Annotated in this window: 17 protein-coding genes; 7 read left to right on the top strand and 10 right to left on the bottom strand. The window is 27.3% G+C overall.

The window, feature by feature from the left end; genetic code table 11:
- Positions 1-334, top strand: a 334-nt coding sequence (locus L8X38_RS07115; protein ID WP_263661652.1) for a flagellin, incomplete at its 5' end; no start/stop codon positions are given.
- A gap of 27 nt (positions 335-361) precedes the next feature.
- Here the strand turns inward: L8X38_RS07115 and L8X38_RS07110 are convergent.
- From L8X38_RS07110 to pseI, 5 genes are read right to left on the bottom strand one after another with little or no spacing between them, the layout of a single operon-like run.
- Positions 362-2242, bottom strand: a complete 1881-nt coding sequence (locus L8X38_RS07110) for a motility associated factor glycosyltransferase family protein (RefSeq protein WP_263661651.1) — start codon at positions 2240-2242, stop codon at positions 362-364.
- 32 nt (positions 2243-2274) lie between these two features.
- The gene (locus tag L8X38_RS07105) at positions 2275-4122 is read right to left on the bottom strand and encodes a motility associated factor glycosyltransferase family protein (protein WP_263661650.1); all 1848 of its coding nucleotides are present in this window, start codon (positions 4120-4122) and stop codon (positions 2275-2277) included.
- A 2-nt stretch (positions 4123-4124) separates the two neighbouring features.
- Positions 4125-5861, bottom strand: coding sequence for a motility associated factor glycosyltransferase family protein (locus L8X38_RS07100; RefSeq protein ID WP_263661649.1), 1737 nt, complete (start codon positions 5859-5861; stop codon positions 4125-4127).
- A gap of 55 nt (positions 5862-5916) precedes the next feature.
- The gene (locus L8X38_RS07095; protein ID WP_263661648.1) at positions 5917-7827 is read right to left on the bottom strand and encodes a motility associated factor glycosyltransferase family protein; all 1911 of its coding nucleotides are present in this window, start codon (positions 7825-7827) and stop codon (positions 5917-5919) included.
- Positions 7828-7829: 2 nt separating this feature from the next.
- A complete protein-coding gene (gene pseI / locus L8X38_RS07090; RefSeq protein ID WP_263661647.1) occupies positions 7830-8864 on the bottom strand; it encodes a pseudaminic acid synthase in 1035 nt (344 codons plus the stop codon).
- Positions 8865-8983: 119 nt separating this feature from the next.
- On the opposite strand from pseI, the gene L8X38_RS07085 reads away from it, so the two are divergent.
- The 3 genes from L8X38_RS07085 to L8X38_RS07075 are packed head-to-tail and all read left to right on the top strand — an operon-like array spanning position 8984 to position 10454.
- Positions 8984-9406: a chemotaxis protein CheX gene (locus L8X38_RS07085; protein ID WP_133319685.1), complete on the top strand. Its 423-nt coding sequence runs from the start codon at positions 8984-8986 to the stop codon at positions 9404-9406.
- Positions 9403-9699, top strand: coding sequence for a flagellar motor switch protein FliN (fliN, locus tag L8X38_RS07080; RefSeq protein WP_133319684.1), 297 nt, complete (start codon positions 9403-9405; stop codon positions 9697-9699). The genes L8X38_RS07085 and fliN overlap by 4 nt, the downstream gene beginning before the upstream one ends.
- A complete protein-coding gene (locus tag L8X38_RS07075) occupies positions 9696-10454 on the top strand; it encodes a hypothetical protein (RefSeq protein ID WP_263659706.1) in 759 nt (252 codons plus the stop codon). The genes fliN and L8X38_RS07075 overlap by 4 nt, the downstream gene beginning before the upstream one ends.
- Here L8X38_RS07075 and L8X38_RS07070 read toward each other — a convergent pair.
- The 5 genes from L8X38_RS07070 to plsY form a co-directional block, all read right to left on the bottom strand.
- Positions 10451-11947, bottom strand: coding sequence for a Ppx/GppA phosphatase family protein (locus tag L8X38_RS07070; RefSeq protein WP_263659707.1), 1497 nt, complete (start codon positions 11945-11947; stop codon positions 10451-10453). The two genes, L8X38_RS07075 and L8X38_RS07070, sit on opposite strands and share 4 nt — an antisense overlap.
- Positions 11947-12192 (bottom strand): YfhL family 4Fe-4S dicluster ferredoxin, encoded by a 246-nt coding sequence (locus L8X38_RS07065; RefSeq protein WP_012660922.1) that lies wholly within the window; start codon positions 12190-12192, stop codon positions 11947-11949. The genes L8X38_RS07070 and L8X38_RS07065 overlap by 1 nt, the downstream gene beginning before the upstream one ends.
- Before the next feature lie 119 nt (positions 12193-12311).
- Positions 12312-12986, bottom strand: a complete 675-nt coding sequence (gene hsrA, locus L8X38_RS07060) for a homeostatic response regulator transcription factor HsrA (protein ID WP_133319681.1) — start codon at positions 12984-12986, stop codon at positions 12312-12314.
- A gap of 77 nt (positions 12987-13063) precedes the next feature.
- Positions 13064-13381 (bottom strand): dihydroneopterin aldolase, encoded by a 318-nt coding sequence (locus L8X38_RS07055; protein ID WP_133319680.1) that lies wholly within the window; start codon positions 13379-13381, stop codon positions 13064-13066.
- Positions 13366-13977, bottom strand: a complete 612-nt coding sequence (gene plsY, locus L8X38_RS07050) for a glycerol-3-phosphate 1-O-acyltransferase PlsY (protein WP_263659709.1) — start codon at positions 13975-13977, stop codon at positions 13366-13368. The genes L8X38_RS07055 and plsY overlap by 16 nt, the downstream gene beginning before the upstream one ends.
- Before the next feature lie 198 nt (positions 13978-14175).
- Here plsY and L8X38_RS07045 point away from each other — a divergent pair, with 198 nt between their 5' ends.
- From L8X38_RS07045 to rpmA, 3 genes are all read left to right on the top strand, one after another.
- A complete protein-coding gene (locus tag L8X38_RS07045) occupies positions 14176-15207 on the top strand; it encodes a cytochrome-c peroxidase (protein ID WP_263661646.1) in 1032 nt (343 codons plus the stop codon).
- A 151-nt stretch (positions 15208-15358) separates the two neighbouring features.
- Complete coding sequence (gene rplU / locus L8X38_RS07040) at positions 15359-15667, top strand: 50S ribosomal protein L21 (RefSeq protein ID WP_263659711.1); 309 nt, start codon at positions 15359-15361, stop codon at positions 15665-15667.
- A gap of 10 nt (positions 15668-15677) precedes the next feature.
- Positions 15678-15932 carry a 50S ribosomal protein L27 gene (rpmA, locus tag L8X38_RS07035; protein WP_039649045.1) on the top strand — a complete coding sequence of 85 codons (255 nt, stop codon included), beginning with the start codon at positions 15678-15680 and terminating at the stop codon, positions 15930-15932.
- Positions 15933-16005 lie beyond the last annotated feature (73 nt).

Raw genomic sequence — 16005 nt, 5'->3', positions numbered from 1 at the left:
GGCTTCTATGAATATAGCAGCTAATGATCAAACTCCAGGTGTTACTACACTTAAAGGTGCTATGGCTGTGATGGATATAGTAGAAACTGCTACAGCAAATCTAGATGCCATTAGAGCTGATATTGGTGCGGTGCAAAATCAAATCACAGCTACACTAAATAACATCAGTGTAACCCAAGTAAATATCAAATCAGCTGAATCAAACATCAGAGATGTAGACTTTGCAGCAGAAAGTGCAAATTTCTCTAAATACAACATCCTAGCTCAAAGTGGATCTTATGCTATGAGTCAGGCTAATGCTGTGCAACAAAATGTTTTAAAACTCTTACAATAAATCCAAATAATATAAGGCAGTTTTGCCTTATATTAAATTTCTTTTTTCTAAAATATCTTGTAAAGGTATGATGGCTATTTTTAAGGCTTTTTCTTGGACTAAAGCTAACTCGCTGATTTCTTCTAACCAAGATTTATGTGCTGTAATCCAAGCAACAAGTTTATTTTGTTTATCGCTATCATTGTGCATAGGGTTAACATAAATTTTTGAAAAATTGCTTTCAAGATGAAATAAAGAAGGACTTAAAACTTCTCTTAAGAAAATGTATTTATTACTTTCTATAGTCTCTTTTAGTTGATCTATTTTTGTATTTAACTCATGTAAAGTATAATGTGTTTTGCTTTGATAGTTTAATTCTTTATGTAATTTTTTACAAATTTTTAAGAATTTTTCATTAGCTTTTATATTTTGTTTGATTTGTTTGTAAGCTTTTAACATAAGCTCTTGGCTATCTTTGCGTTTTGGTGGATTTAGTTTTGGAAAAGGTTTTTTTACCTCATCTTTTAAAAGCTCTTTACAAATTTCTTTAAAAGGTTTTTCTATAGTTCCTTCTATCCTTGCCCCACCTTCTGTGGCATTATAAATTTTTGCTTTTGTTTGTTTGTGAAATAAACTTTCAAAAATTTGTTTAAATAACATCCAAACCTCTGAACTTTGCACATAAGTTTTTCCACCATAAGCTAAGGTTTCAAATTTTCCATGATCGCGTTCAAAATCTCCTTCATGATAACTTTCATGTAAAAATCCTTCACTATGAGATTTTCCATCATCACTATAAGCTAAATCTTGTCCTATTAAGATGATATTTTCATGTCCTAACAAAAGTGCTAGTTCATAGTTTAAATGTGCTACACTCATTCCACCGCTTACATAGCCAAAATCATGTAATCCTAAAGAATAAGCAAAAGGCATTGATCTTGAAACTAAAATATATTTTCTTCTATTTTTTTCTAAAAATTTTATACTATCTTTATATACTAACGAAGCTAAAATAAAAGTAATGTCTTTATCAAATTCTTTAAAGTCATTATCAAAGCATTTTGACACCACATCATCTCTTTCTAGCATACAAACATAATCAGGTTTTATACCTGCCTTTGCTAAGATAGGATAAGCACTATCAGCGCAAAATATAGTAGCTTTATTAGCATATTTTTTAAGTAAAGGAAGTTGTTTTTTTAAAGAAGGTCCAGTAGCTACCAATATAGCATTTTTGCTTTTATTTGATCTTTTTTTCTTAAATTCGTTAAAATTTGGATGTGTAAGCATTTTAGGTAAGTTTAGAACAAATTGCTCTATGCCTTGCATAGCATCAATTGGGTCATTTCCTCTTCTTAAGGCAATATTTTTAATAACTTTGGAATTTAAATCATTTATGTTTTTAATTTCTTCTTTTTGTCTTTCTTCATAAAATTCACAATGAATATGTAGAGTGTAAGTTTTTAAAAATAAATTTAAAAAAGAGCATAAAGTATCAGCTTTTGTATAGTTAAATTCCTTTGTATGGATTAAAATAAATCTACCTTCTAAAAGTTCTTTGGAAAAATCTATCATATTAAAAACTAAAAATATTAACTCAATATCTTTTTCATATACAATAACTTTTTTATGTTCTTTATTTGCAAGCAAACTTTTGTAAAATATACCATTGCCTAATCCATAGAAAAAAAGTATAGGGTATCTTAAGTATTCTTTATTAAATAACTCAATTTTTTCTTGTAGTTCTTTTAAAGGATTTATATATAAATTTTTTATATTTTTATAACATATATTACAATTTAAAGGATCTTTATCAAAAACATAAATATAATCTTTAGCTTCTTTTATTCTACCTAATTTTCTTTTTAGTGTTTGATATTCACTTCCTTTTAAGGCTTTTAAATTTTTTTTAAAAATCTCTGTTTTCATTTTTATCCTTTTTGATTAAAAAAATAATATCGTCATTTTTTAATATATTTTTCTAAATTATTTTTAGTCAGAATGTCTTTTATAAAACATTTTTTGTTTAAAAGAATTATTTCTAATTTTTTTAGGGTGATAATAATGAGTTGAAAGTATTCTAAATGAGAGTTGATCCAAAATTTACTTTTTTCTTTTTGCATTTGTTGGCTTTTTGGGATTATTACAAAAATTTTTGCAAGATGAAAGCGTAGTTGATCTAAATAACAAGCGAGCAAAAGTCTTATTAAAGCATTATCTTTAAAATCATCAAGATCAAGCTCGTCTAGATATTGTAATGTAATATTTGCATCAGATGAATTGTTGATAAAATTGATTATGTTTTGATACTTTTTTAAGTATTTTTCTATATCTTCTAATAATTTAATTAATTTATGATAGGTCTTTAGCAAATATTCTTGTTTTTTATCCGGGGTAAAGTTTTCTAAAATAGGAAAATCTTTTTCAATTTTTTCTTTTAAAAACTCTTCACAAATTTCTTTAAAAGGTTTTTCTATAGTTCCTTCTATCCTTACCCCACCTTCTGTGGCATTGTAAATTTTTGCTTTTGAATTTGTGATTAAATGTTCAAGATTAGTTTTAAACATATCCCATGCAATATGTGTTTTTACATAGCCCTTGCCACCATAAGCCAAAGTATCAATTTTTTCCAATCGACTTTCATAAGTTGGACTATGCTTGTAGTTTGTAGGGTGAGAGTGTCCTAGATCATTAAAAGCTAAGTCTTGTCCTATAAAAAAAATATTTTTAAAATTTAATAGATTGGCAAATATAAAAGCTAAATGTGCAACAGAAATTGCTAAATCAACATAACCAAAAGCATTTAAACCAAAATAAGTTTCAAAAGTTTCTTTTGATATACATATAAATTTTCTATTATTTTGCTCTAGATAGTTAATTGCATTAGGATGAACTAATGAAGTTAAAATAAATAATGTGTTTTTATCAAAATTTTTAAAGTCATTATTAAAAAACTCCGCAGTAATTTCTCCTCTTTCAACCATAAAAACATAATCAGGCTTGATATTTTCTTGATATAAAATAGGATAAGCACTATCAGCACAAAAAATTACCACATTATCTTGATACTGTTTGAGTAAAGGTAGCTGCTTACTTAAAGATGGTCCAGTAGATACTATGATTGCATTTTTACTCAATGTATTTCTTTTATTTAGTAATTCTTTTAAGCAAGGTTTTGAAAGCATTTTTGGAATATTTTCCATGAATTGTTCTATCCCTTGCAAAGTATCTTTAGTATCTGTTCCTTTTATAGTTGCAATAGATCTTATACAAGAGAGTATTTTTTGATTTAAATTTAAAATATCATTTGCAAATCTTTCATAGTATCTAGAATGTATTTCTAAAAAATATGTTCTTATAAATTCTCTAAAAGGATTTCTTGACATTAAAGAAAGTAATGCAGAATTTGGCATATTGCATTGTGCTAAAATTAGTTTATTTGTTTTTAATTCTTTTGAAAAATCTATATGAAAAAACAAGCTATATATTAATTCCAAGTTGTCTTCAAAAACTATGATATGCTTTAAATTTGGATTTTGCAAAAGAGCTTTATATAAAATTCCATTTCCAAATCCAAAAAAATAAAGCACAGGATATAATTTATACATTTGATCATATTTTGCCAGCATAGTATTTAATTCTAAAATAGGATTTTCATAAATTATCTTTCCTTGTTTATCTTTAATATTAATATCTAAAGAATCGTTTCCTTGTATTATTATATATGGTGTTTTTTTGATGTTTTTAAAAAGTTTTTGAAAAGATGGGTTAAGGGATTGGATATTTTTCTTAAAAAGCTCATGATTCATAATTATGCCTTTAAATTTTCTTTTATAGTTTTATTATAATTTTCAAGATATAAAATAATCTCATCAAAAAAATCGATTTGTTGTTCTAAGAAAGATTTTGTATTTTTTTCTTTTTCAACTTTGTATTTTAAAACCTCACATTCATTTTGAAAGCATCTAGCTTGTAAAATATCTGAAAAAAATTCACTTTTTGGGAGCTTAAGTCTTAGTTTTTCTAATCTTTCTAAGCTTTTATCTTTAATAGCTTTTTTACATTCATTGATAAAAATTTCACTTTGTTTTATTTGTTTGTTGAGTTTTTCTTTGCATTGTTTTAGTTTTTTTTGTGGATTTTTTGCTTTTGTTAAAATAATATTTTTTTCAATTTTTTCTTTTAAAAACTCTTCACAAATTTCTTTAAAAGGTTTTTCTATGGTTCCTTCTATCCTTGCCCCACCTTCTGTGGCATTATAAGTTTTGATTTTTAATATATCTCTAGCTAGAGCTATATCTTTTTCAAAACTTTTTAAAAACAAATACCATGTGAGTTGTGTTTTTACTTCTTTATTGCCTCCATATGCACAGATTGTTTTATAAACAACTTCTTCATCTCCTTGATCACCATATAAATGTTCTTTTGGGTGAGACTTTCCATCATCACTATAAGCTAGATCTTGCCCTATTAAAATAATATTTTCAAATCTTAAAGCTCCAGCTAACTCATAAGCCATATTAGCAACACTCATGCCATTTCCCAAAAAACCATATTCATTTAAGCCAAGTTTGCTTTCAAAAAACAAAGGTCTTAAAACAAGCATATAATTTCTATTATTTTTTTCTAAATATTCTATGGTTTTAGGATGAGTTAAAGAAGCTATGATAAATAATATATTTTTATCAAATTCTCCAAAATCATTATTAAAAAATTCGCTAGTAAAATCTACTCTTTCTAGTGAAAAGACATAATCAGGCTTAATTCCCTCTTTGGCTAAGATAGCATAAGAGCTATCAGCACTAAAAATCACAACATTTTCTTGGTATTTTTTTAAAAGCGGAAGTTGTTTCATCAAAGAAGGACCTGTTGAAACTATAATGGCATTTTTTGCTTTTGCTTTTCTATCTTTTATTAGATTTTTAAAAGGCGTATGAGCGATGATTTTTTCTAAATTTATAATATTATGTTTTATTCCTAGCAAAGCATCTTTTGGGTCATTTCCACGAGCAAGCATTAGTGTTTTTATGAGATTTAATAAAATTTGCATCACATTTTGAGCATTGGGTGTATAAAAATTAATATAAAAATCATTATAAAAATGAAAATTGAAAATTTTCAGCGTATGTTTGATTTGCGGATAATTAAATAAAACTTTAAGTTGAGCGGTGTTGATATTTGGTGTAAAAAACAAAATAAGTTTTTCTTTTCTAAGAAGTGTGGTAAAATCAATCATATGAAAAGCTAGATATAAAATTTCTAATTCTTCTTCAAAAATAACAATATGTTTTAAATTCTGATTTTTTAAAAGTTCTATAAAAAATTTTCCATCGCCAAAACCATAAAAAAATAATACTGGATATAATTGAAATTTATCATAATCAAAAGAATGACTTTCATCTAAAAAAACTTGATTTTGCAAATCAAAAATTTTATTTTCTATGATTTTAAATTTATGATTTTGAGTGATTTTTCTCAACTCATAAGCTAGTATTTGATCTACTTCAAAAAGAGCTTGGGTGTTTTTTAAAAATAATTCTTTATTCATTTAAAGTCCAAATTTTTATTTTATTATATCAAAATTACTATATTTTATAAAAACATTAAAACAAGGTATTTTTTATCCTTGAAATTTGTTTTTGGAGATTTTTATTTATCAATTCTTTTTCTAAATTTGTAATATTTTTTTCTAGACTTTCTTGTAATTTTTTTATATGGCCTATTATAAGTTCTAACCATTCTAAGTGTTCTTTAATCCAAAGATAATTTTTGTTAAAAACATCTTCTTTTGTTTTTGGGTTAAGTACATAAATTCTAGCAAGATTAAGCTCAAATTGAGTGTTTAAAGGATTAACTAATTCTTTTAAAACATTTATTTTTTCAAATTTAGTTTTAAAACAATCTAATTCTTTAATCAATAATGAAAAATTCTTTTCATCATTTCCTATAAAATTTAGTTTGTTTGACAAGTGAATGCATTCTTTGATTAAAGTGTGGCTTAGTTTTAAAACTTGATGAATTTTGTAAAATGCTTTTAACATTAATTCTTTTTGCTTGTTCTCATTTAATTTTTCAAGTTTAGCAAAAGGTTTTTTGAGTTCTTTTGTTAGTAGTTCTTTGCATACTTGTTTAAATGGTTTTTCTATGGTATGATTAATTCTGGCTCCACCTTCGGTGCAATTATAGGTTGTGATATTAAGAAATTTCTTTGCATTAAAAACAGCTTCTTCTATTTGGGTTTTAAAAAGTATCCAAATTTCATTTGTTTTTACATAATGATTCCCGTTGTAAGCTAATGTTGTTAAGCTATAATCAATTTCTTGAGGATTATAAGTATCATATTTTCCATAGTAATATTCTTCAGGATGTGAAGCTCCATCATCAGCATAAGCTAAGTCTTGGCCTATAAATATAATGTTTTTAAAATCTAAATTTAGGGCTAAAAAATATGCCATAGTCGCTACACTGTGCCCCATATCCATATAGCCAAAATTATGCAGCCCTATAAAGTGTGTAAAAAAAGTATAATAATTAATTAAAGTTGTTTTTCTATATTTGCTTTTAAGATGTTTAAATGTAATAGGATGGATTAAAGATTTTAAAACAAACACTATATTCTTATCAAAATCACCAAAATCATTATTAAAAAATTCTGAAGTTTCTATTACTCTTTCTAAAGATAATACATAATCAGGTTTTATATTGTGTTTTGCTAGTATAGGATAAGCACTATCAGCACAAAATATACTAGCATAATTAGCATATTGCTTTAATAAAGGAAGTTGTTTTATTAGTGATGGTCCTGTAGAAACTATGATTGCGTTTTTTGCTTGTTTTTTTCTTTTTAAAAGTAATTCTTTGAAAGAATAATTTGAGATAATATCAGGAAGATTATAAACAAAATTTTCTATACCCTGTAAGGCATCAATGGAATCGTTTCCATATCTGAAAATAGATTTTTTTATGTATATTTGCATGTTTTTATTGGTTTGTATAATATCTTCTTGATATTTTTCATAATAATCGCAGTGCAAATCTAAAAAATATGTTCTTAAAAAATTAAAAAAAGGACTATTTGAACAAATTTCTTCAAAAATATTAACATCGATCGCGCTGGTATCTAAAATAATCAAAGAATTATTTTCTAATTCCTCACTAAAATCTATACATCGAAAACTTAGATAAATAAATTCTATTTCTTTTTCAAAAATAACTATTTTTTGTCTATTTTTGTTTTGTAAAAGGGCTTTATATAAAATTCCATTACCAAAACCATAAAAATAAAGCACAGGGTATAAAAGATATTTATCATTATATAAGTTTAGTTTTTCATTTAACTCACTAAGAGTATTGCTATATAGTGTATACCCCCCCCCATGATGTATAAAATTAATATCTAGGGAGTCTTTTCCTTGTAGAATTTGGAAATTTTGGGGTTTAAAATTTTCTAATTTTTCTTTTAATTTTTTATTTTTTAAAGCTTCTAAATTTTTATTAAAAATATGTTTTTCCATGATTATTCCTTGAAATGTTTTTCTTCTAAAGCTTTAGCAAATTCTATATCACAACTTGCTTTTTTACCAAGCATGATAGGTAAAAATTTAGGATGCAAACCTAGGCTCGGTCTTACGCTTTTTATATTTTCTCGTGTGAAAATATCACCTTTTTTGATGTCTTTGCTTGCGTATAAACTTCTTGCAAAATGGCGGTTTTTTAAAGTTTTTTCATCCATGCTAAATTCTTTGTTTCCTAAAGCTTGCTCGCTTAAACGCACCATAGAACACATTTGTTTAAACTCCTCAAAATCAAGACTAAATTTAGCATCAGCGCTATTTAAAGTTTTGTCTAATATAAAATGTTTTTCTATGACTCTTGCACCAAGAGCTACGGCTAAAGTTGGTGCTAAAAATCCCTCGCTATGATCACTTAAACCAACAATAGTGTTAAATTTTTCTTGTAAAGTTTTTATGACATTTAAATTTAAATCACAAATTTGTGAAGGATAAGCCGAGGTGCATTTTAGCAAAATCAAATTCGGATTGTTTTCTTCTTTAAAAATTTTAACAATCATTTCAAGTTCTTCTTCATAGGCTATGCCTGTAGAAACTAAAGTAGGTTTGTTTTCTTTTGCTACATAACGCACAAAATCATAATCATTTGCTTCAAAGGAAGCGATTTTATAAGCTGGGGGATTAAATTGCCTTAAAAAATTTACATCTTCTTTAGAAAAAGGACTAGAAAAGCAAATTAAACCTTCATTTTTAGCACATTCAAAAAGTTTTTCATGCCACTCATAAGGAGTTTTAGCTTCTTCGTAGAGCTCATATAATTTGCGTCCATGCCATAAACCACCTTCAATAATAAAATCTTTTTTGTCAGAATTTAGTGTTAAGCTATCTGGGGTATAGGTTTGAATTTTTATAGCATCAGCTCCTGCTTGTTTGGCTGCTTGTATAGTTTTTAAAGCTATTTCAAGACTATTTGCATGATTGGCTGAAAGTTCAGCGATGATGAAAACTTTTTCATTTGTGTTAAAATTTTCTATAAACATTAAAAAACCTTTTTTAATTTAAATAAAAATTTACTATATTTTATATTTTAATTATTAATTATGATTAAAGGTTTATTTAGTAAAATAAATTTATTATAAAGTTATCTAAGGAAAAAACTATGACTAAAACACTAGAATATTCGATTTATCACTTTTGTGAACACATTTTAAAACTTAAAATTACACCAACAAGCGTGATTAGAGGCGAGCTTTATGGGGCTTCTATACCTTTGTATTTTAAAGATGAAGAATATAGTTTTTATCTGTTTTTTCAAAAAAAGGCTCTTAATGAGATTGCGCAATTTTTATTGCATGAAGAGTTAAAAGAAGATGATCTAGCAGATTTAGTAAAAGAAGTAGCTAATCAAATTATAGGTTATGCCAAAAAATTACTTAATGACACTAATGGCAAAGATGAATATCGCTTGGGTGTTCCTGAATATTTAGGACGTATTGATGGATTTTCAAAAATCAAACTCAAAGAAAAATTTACTTATGAAATGAAAAATGCTCGTTTTAGAATAGGTTATAAAAAATTATGATAGAAGATCATTTAGGATTGTTGCAATCTTATGAAGATATTTTAGATATTAGCGTTGATTTTGTTAGTGAGCTTGGTACTACTAATATGAGTGTAAGAGAACTTTTAAAGCTAGAAGTTGGTTCTGTGATAGACCTTGAAAAGCCAGCGGGTGAAAGCGTGGAACTTTATTTAAATAGAAGAATTTTTGGAAAAGGTGAGGTAATGGTGTATGAGAAAAACCTTGCTATAAGGATTAATGAAATTTTAGATTCTAAATCAGTATTGCAGTATTTCAAAAAAGAATTGCAATGAAATTTATTTGGATTTTACTACTTGCTTTACCTCTTTTTGGGGCAAAAATTCTTGATTACAATATTTATCCAAGAGAAGATAGGGTGGATATTACTTTTTCATTTGATGTTCCTTATAAAGAAGGTATTAGTCAAAAGAAAAAAGATGGTATTATTATTTTTACTTTAAATGCTAAAAGTGCAAAAGAGGAAGATAGAGCGTTAAATTCTGATATTATAAAAAAAATTAAAATTTTTTCAGAAGATAAAAAAACTTTTATAGCTTTAAGTGTAGGTGATAAAATACAAATTACCGCTGATGCGATTGGCGAATATGGTTTAAGGTTGCGTGCTCAAAAAGAAGGTGTAAATTTAAGTACTAAAAAAAGCTTAGAGGAAAAAAACGAGGAAATAAAAATGCAAGAATATGATTTTACAAATTATATTTTAGTTGTAAGCGTTTTGATACTTTTGCTTGTTGGACTTTGGTTTTTAAAAATATATCTAAGACAAAAACACCCTTTAGATAGGAATTTTAATTTAATCTTTCAAAGACCACTTGATAGACACAATCAACTTGTAGTTTTTGAGTATGGTTTGAAGCGTTATACTATGATTATAGGAAACTCTAATGTGGTATTAGAAACAAATGAAGCTTTGATAAAAAATGAAGAACAAAACAAAGCACCTCAAAAGCCAAAAGAAAAAGATTTTGACTCTTATTTTGAAGAAAATAAACAAAGATTGCAAAATTTACTTTTAAAACAAAATAATTAATTTTGCTGATTAAAAGCTAAAATGATAAGTTTTGGCTTCGAAATTTTTTTGATTTCTTCTTTTGAAAAATAAATTTGTTTTTTAGTCGAGTATATATACAAAGTATGATTTTTTAGCGTGAAATCAAGATTCTCATCAGTGTCTTTTGCAAGTTTTTTTGATAAAGCTAAAATAAAATTAAGCCAAGCTAATATGTGATTATTTGGTAGTAAATCTTTTATATTTTCTATCGCAAATGGATTGATTTTTTTTCCATTGGCTTTTAAAATAGTAGAAATTAATAAAATTTCTTTATGTGAAAAACCAAAATGCAGGCTATTTAGAGCTATATAAGCACTATGTTCATTGGCAAAATAGAAATTAATTCTCTCGCCTATATGCGATAATTTTGCAGCATTTATAAGATCTTTTTTAAAAGCAAGATTAATTTTATGGATAGGCAAAAGAGTATCAAATAGTTTATTTGCAAAATAAGCACTTTTATCATTATAATCTATACTAAAACGATCTTGTATAGATTTTAAGCTTGGATTGAAATTCGGAGGAAATTTGGCATTAAATTTTGAAAAATCCGTTGTTTCGTTTTTTATTTTAGTATATTTTTGAAAAAGATTAGATAAAAATACACCTTCTCTAACACCCACTGCAGAGGTGATGATATTTTTAGCTTTTAAATTTTTTGCTAGTGCTAAAAATATCACACATCCTTCTTTTATAGTATCAAAACGATCTTTTTTTATGTTAAAATCATTTAAATTTTTAGCATTTTGAATTTTTTCTATGTGATTTTTTTCTTTTTCAAAACTATAACTAAAATTATGAATCATTTTTAACGGGTAAGAGTTTTTTTTCATTATAGAATTTGACAATGCCCTTAAACTTCCACCTATGGCAATGATATTTTCATTTTGAAAATGCTTTGGAACTTGTTTTAGTGCTTCTTGTATAAATTGGTCTAGTGCATTAAATTTTTTTGTATCGTAAAAAATTTCTTTTAATCTTACTGTGCCAAGATCAAGTGAAATACAATCTACAATCTTACCTTCTTTGATTAAACAAAGCTCAGTCGATCCTCCACCTATATCTATAGTGGTGGCATTTTGAATATCTGATAGTAAATTTAGCGCAGCAAGCCCACCTAAAAATGACTCTGTTTTTCCATTAATACATTTTATATTTAAACCTACATTTTTTGCTATTCTAGCTATGAAATCTTTAGCATTGGGCGCATCTCTTAATGCAGAAGTTCCAACAGCAATAATTTTTCTACATTTTTCTTTTAAAGCTTTTTCCTTAAAATAAGTCAAAGCTTTTTCGGCTTTAAGCATGGCTTCTTCTTGAAGAATTTTATTATTATTGTAAGCATTTTCTCCAAGTCTTACTTTCTTTTTGTGCTCACTACAAATGAAAAAACCATATCTTGAGGTTTTTTCAAAAACTACCATACGAACGGAATTAGAGCCAAGGTCAATTACTGCTGTTTTTTTAGCCATTAAATATCTTTATTTTTATGTTTTAAACGAAGCTCATCAATGCTTTCTACATTATCAGGATCAGGTATGATACAATCTACTGGACAAGCTACTATACAAGCTGGTTCTGAAAATTCATTCACACATTCAGTACAAAGATCAGGATCTATGACATAAATTGGATCATTATCATAGATTGCTTCATCGGGACATTCTTCCCTACATGCATCACAGGATATGCATTCTCTAGTGATTAAAAGTGACATATTTTTTTCCTTTTTATAAGTAATAAAGCAAACTTATACTATATAAAAACTTATAGGTAATTTAAAATGAAAGAAAAAACAAAATCTACTTTTTAGAATGATTAAATCATTCTAAAATTTTAGTTAGTTTTTTTAGGAAAACAAAAACGATACCCTCTACGACGCACGGTTTCTATGGTAGAGATGTTAAGCGGTTTATCCATTTTTTGTCTTATTTGATTGATTGCAACCTCTATAACATTTGGAGTTACAAGTTCAGGTTCTTCCCAAATAGCATCTAAAAGTTGTTCTTTTGACACAATCTGATCTGAATGTCTAGCTAAATGAGTTAAAACTTCAAAAGGTTTTCCTTTTAATTCTATATCTTTTCCTTGATAAGTGATTTTTTCTTCATCAGGATCAATCACTAAATCATCGATTTTGATCACATTTGTTCCGCCAAATCTAAGTCTAGCTTCAATTCTTGCCATTAAAATTTCAAAATCTAAAGGTTTTTTTATATAATCATCTGCTCCAGCTTTCAAAGCTTTGATTTCATTTTCTTTATCTGCTTTTGCGCATATTGTAACTATAGCAGTTCTTGGAGATTTTTGCTTAATGGCATTAATTAAATCACTTGCGTCATTATTGCCAATAGTCCAATTTGATAATACTAAATCATAGTGTCTAATACCTATAAAATACTCAGCGTCTTTAAAATTTTCTGAAGTATCACTTTGATAGCCAAACTCATTTAAGGTATTTGATAGAGTTTTATTAAGTGATGCTTCATCTTCTACAACCAAAATACGCATTTTATTCCTTTGAAGATAGTTTTAGTGCAAAAGTATAACACAAATTAAGCAAATGTTCAAAATTCTTTAAAAAAATTTTAATATTTTTTACTCAGACTAGCTCCAACGCATGCATTTTTGATAATATCAGGTTTGTAACAAGTGATATTTATAAATTTAAGCTTTTTATTATGTTTTTTAATATCCTTGCATATGTATTTTAAAGATTTTTCTATAGTTTTAAATTTTTTCTTTTTATAAATTTTTTCTATTCTAATACAAAGTTTTGCATAATCTAAAAATTTTTTACTTTTAGCTTCTAGTTCTATAATAACTTTTTGTTCTTGAATTCTTTCAAAATCCAAAAGCCCTATAATACATTTAAATTCTAAACTGACTTTTATATGACTTTGCATTCTTGTTTTCCAATAAGCCTTAAAATATTTGGTATATGTTTATAAATTACTATAAATGCAATAACAAAAATTGGCGCATGGGTGTTGATCACAGGCATGTCATAATGAAAAATAAATGAAGTAGCTATTAAAACAATTAAAGCTCCTAATGAAGCTAAGCTTGAAATTTTAAATACCTTTCCTATGATAAACCAAGCTAAAACCGCAGATATTATTTCAAAAGGTAAAAATACTGCTAAAACCCCAGCCCCTGTAGCCACTCCTTTACCACCTTCAAATTTTAAATAAGGAGAAAAGCAGTGCCCAAATACTGCTAAAACAGCCATAGTCCATAAGATATTTTCATCATAGCCCATAAATTTTGCCACTAATATAGGTATGATTCCTTTTAATGCGTCTAAAATAGCGGTTGCAATAGCAAGTATTTTAGCTAGTTTAGGATCGCTTTCTTTTACTACCCTTAAAACATTTGTAGCGCCTATACTTTTACTACCCATATTTTTAATGTTTGTTTTAGCAAAGATTTGAGCTAGTAAAAGCCCAAATGGTATAGCGCCTATGAGATAAGCTAAAAGATAGATTATTAAATTTTCCATTTACTTTTCCCTAAGATTTTTGTAAAACTCTGTAATAATAGCAAAAAACCCTGAAATAAATATTTAAGAGATATTTTATCCTATAATAATTTTTATTGTTAAATATAAATTTTTTATATTATTTAAAGAAAATTATAGATATATTTTCAATAAGTTTATTTTAAATAGGCTTTATTTTATCTTATTTAGGAGTAGATAATGAAAAAAATTTCATTATTAGTTGCATCATTATTAGTTGCATCAACTGCTTTTGCTAACGATAAAGCTTTGCTTGATGAAGCAAAAGCTGCAGGTTTGGCGCCTTTACCAAAAGATCAGACAGGTGTTGAAAAACTATTAAAAGAAATGGGTATTAAAGCTAGTAAATTCTCTAAAGAGAAAGCTAACCTTGGTAAAAAGCTGTATTTTGAGCCAAGACTTTCTAAAAGTGGTTTGATTTCTTGTAATACCTGTCATAATTTAGGTATGGGTGGTACTGATGGTATAGCGGCTGCTGTAGGACATAAATGGACAGCTAATCCTCATCATTTAAATTCGCCAACAGTTTATAACTCAGTTTTAAATTCAACTCAATTTTGGGATGGTAGAGCAGGAACTTTAGCAGACCAAGCAAAAGGACCAATTGAAGCAGAACCTGAAATGGCAACTCCTGCCAAATTAGCAGTAGAAAAAATAGCTTCTATGCCAGAATATGTAAAAGAATTTAAAAAAGTTTATGGTAGCAGTGGAGTAACTTTTGATAATATTGCAGATGCTATTGCTACATTTGAAAGAACACTTTTAACTCCATCTAAATTTGATAAATTCTTAGAAGGTGATACAAAAGCATTAAATAAAAAAGAAAAAGAAGGTTTGAAAACTTTCATCGATAAAGGCTGTACAGCTTGTCATACAGGAGTAAATTTAGGTGGTAGTATGCAGGCTTTCCAAGTAGCAGCTAAATATAAATTTGCAAATGTAGGAGATTTTAAAGGTGATGCAAATGGCTTAGTTAAAACTCCAACCTTAAGAAATATTGCTGAAACTGCTCCGTATTTTCACAATGGTGCTATTTGGTCTTTACAAGAAGCAATCAAAGAAATGGGCAGTGTGCAACTTGGCATAGAAATTTCTGATAAAGAAGCAGCTTCTATAGAAACTTTCTTACATGCCCTAACAGGTAAAAAACCAAGCATTACTTACCCTCAACTTCCAAAAGCAACTGAAAAAACTCCAAAACCAGAGCTTTAATTTAAATCTTAAGACGCTTTTTTGCGTCTTAAGCTTACTTTATATAAAATCAAGATATAATTACTGCTTTTAGCCATTAAAGCTTTCTAAATTTATGTTTATGCATAATGCTTTATGGTGCTACCAAAATATTTTAAGAAAGGATAGCTGTATGTATGCTATTATAAAACACAGTGGAAAACAATACAGAGTAAGCCAAGGTGATGAGCTTAAACTAGATCGTTTTGAAGCTGAAGCAAAATCAAGCATAGAAGTAAGTGAAGTTCTTGCTATATGCGATAAAGAATTAAAGGTAGGTGCGCCGTTTGTTGCGGGTGCAAAAGTTGTTTTAGAAGTGATTGCTCATGGAAAAGACAAAAAAGTTGTGATTTATAAAAAAAGACGCAGAAAAGACTCAAAATTAAAACGCGGTTTTAGAAGACAATTTACTCGCGTTAGAGTAGTAGATATTAAAGCTTAAGGAGTAAAGAATGGCACACAAGAAAGGTCAAGGTTCAACTCAGAATAATCGTGATTCTATAGGTCGTCGTCTAGGTGTTAAAAAATTTGGTGGAGAATTTGTTCGCGCTGGCAACATCATCATCCGCCAAAGAGGAACAGCAACTCATGCGGGTAATAATGTAGGCATAGGAAAAGATCATACAATTTTTGCTTTAATTGATGGTTTCGTAAAATTCGAAAGAAAAGATAAAAATAGAAAAAAAGTTTCTGTTTATCCTGCATAATTTTAAGGCTACTTTGTAGCCTTTTTCTTCTTTTTAATCTTAATATATTAAAAAAAATATAATATCATTTTAA

This window comes from Campylobacter sp. CNRCH_2014_2452 (assembly GCF_025772865.1).
GTDB classification, from domain to species: Bacteria; Campylobacterota; Campylobacteria; order Campylobacterales; family Campylobacteraceae; genus Campylobacter_D; species Campylobacter_D lari_D.
This window is presented reverse-complemented; position numbering and strand designations above follow the sequence as displayed.

What these genes read in the sequence shown, in the direction of transcription:
- L8X38_RS07095 (WP_263661648.1), bottom strand. Translation starts at nt 7,827, where the DNA reads ATGGAAAAACATATTTTTAATAAAAATTTAGAAGCTTTAAAAAATAAA.
- L8X38_RS07065 (WP_012660922.1), bottom strand. Translation starts at nt 12,192, where the DNA reads ATGTCACTTTTAATCACTAGAGAATGCATATCCTGTGATGCATGTAGG.
- L8X38_RS07055 (WP_133319680.1), bottom strand. Translation starts at nt 13,381, where the DNA reads ATGCAAAGTCATATAAAAGTCAGTTTAGAATTTAAATGTATTATAGGG.
- L8X38_RS07105 (WP_263661650.1), bottom strand. Translation starts at nt 4,122, where the DNA reads ATGAATCATGAGCTTTTTAAGAAAAATATCCAATCCCTTAACCCATCT.
- L8X38_RS07100 (WP_263661649.1), bottom strand. Translation starts at nt 5,861, where the DNA reads ATGAATAAAGAATTATTTTTAAAAAACACCCAAGCTCTTTTTGAAGTA.
- L8X38_RS07110 (WP_263661651.1), bottom strand. Translation starts at nt 2,242, where the DNA reads ATGAAAACAGAGATTTTTAAAAAAAATTTAAAAGCCTTAAAAGGAAGT.
- fliN (WP_133319684.1), top strand. Translation starts at nt 9,403, where the DNA reads ATGATAGAAGATCATTTAGGATTGTTGCAATCTTATGAAGATATTTTA.
- pseI (WP_263661647.1), bottom strand. Translation starts at nt 8,864, where the DNA reads ATGTTTATAGAAAATTTTAACACAAATGAAAAAGTTTTCATCATCGCT.
- hsrA (WP_133319681.1), bottom strand. Translation starts at nt 12,986, where the DNA reads ATGCGTATTTTGGTTGTAGAAGATGAAGCATCACTTAATAAAACTCTA.
- L8X38_RS07070 (WP_263659707.1), bottom strand. Translation starts at nt 11,947, where the DNA reads ATGGCTAAAAAAACAGCAGTAATTGACCTTGGCTCTAATTCCGTTCGT.
- L8X38_RS07075 (WP_263659706.1), top strand. Translation starts at nt 9,696, where the DNA reads ATGAAATTTATTTGGATTTTACTACTTGCTTTACCTCTTTTTGGGGCA.
- rpmA (WP_039649045.1), top strand. Translation starts at nt 15,678, where the DNA reads ATGGCACACAAGAAAGGTCAAGGTTCAACTCAGAATAATCGTGATTCT.
- rplU (WP_263659711.1), top strand. Translation starts at nt 15,359, where the DNA reads ATGTATGCTATTATAAAACACAGTGGAAAACAATACAGAGTAAGCCAA.
- plsY (WP_263659709.1), bottom strand. Translation starts at nt 13,977, where the DNA reads ATGGAAAATTTAATAATCTATCTTTTAGCTTATCTCATAGGCGCTATA.
- L8X38_RS07085 (WP_133319685.1), top strand. Translation starts at nt 8,984, where the DNA reads ATGACTAAAACACTAGAATATTCGATTTATCACTTTTGTGAACACATT.
- L8X38_RS07045 (WP_263661646.1), top strand. Translation starts at nt 14,176, where the DNA reads ATGAAAAAAATTTCATTATTAGTTGCATCATTATTAGTTGCATCAACT.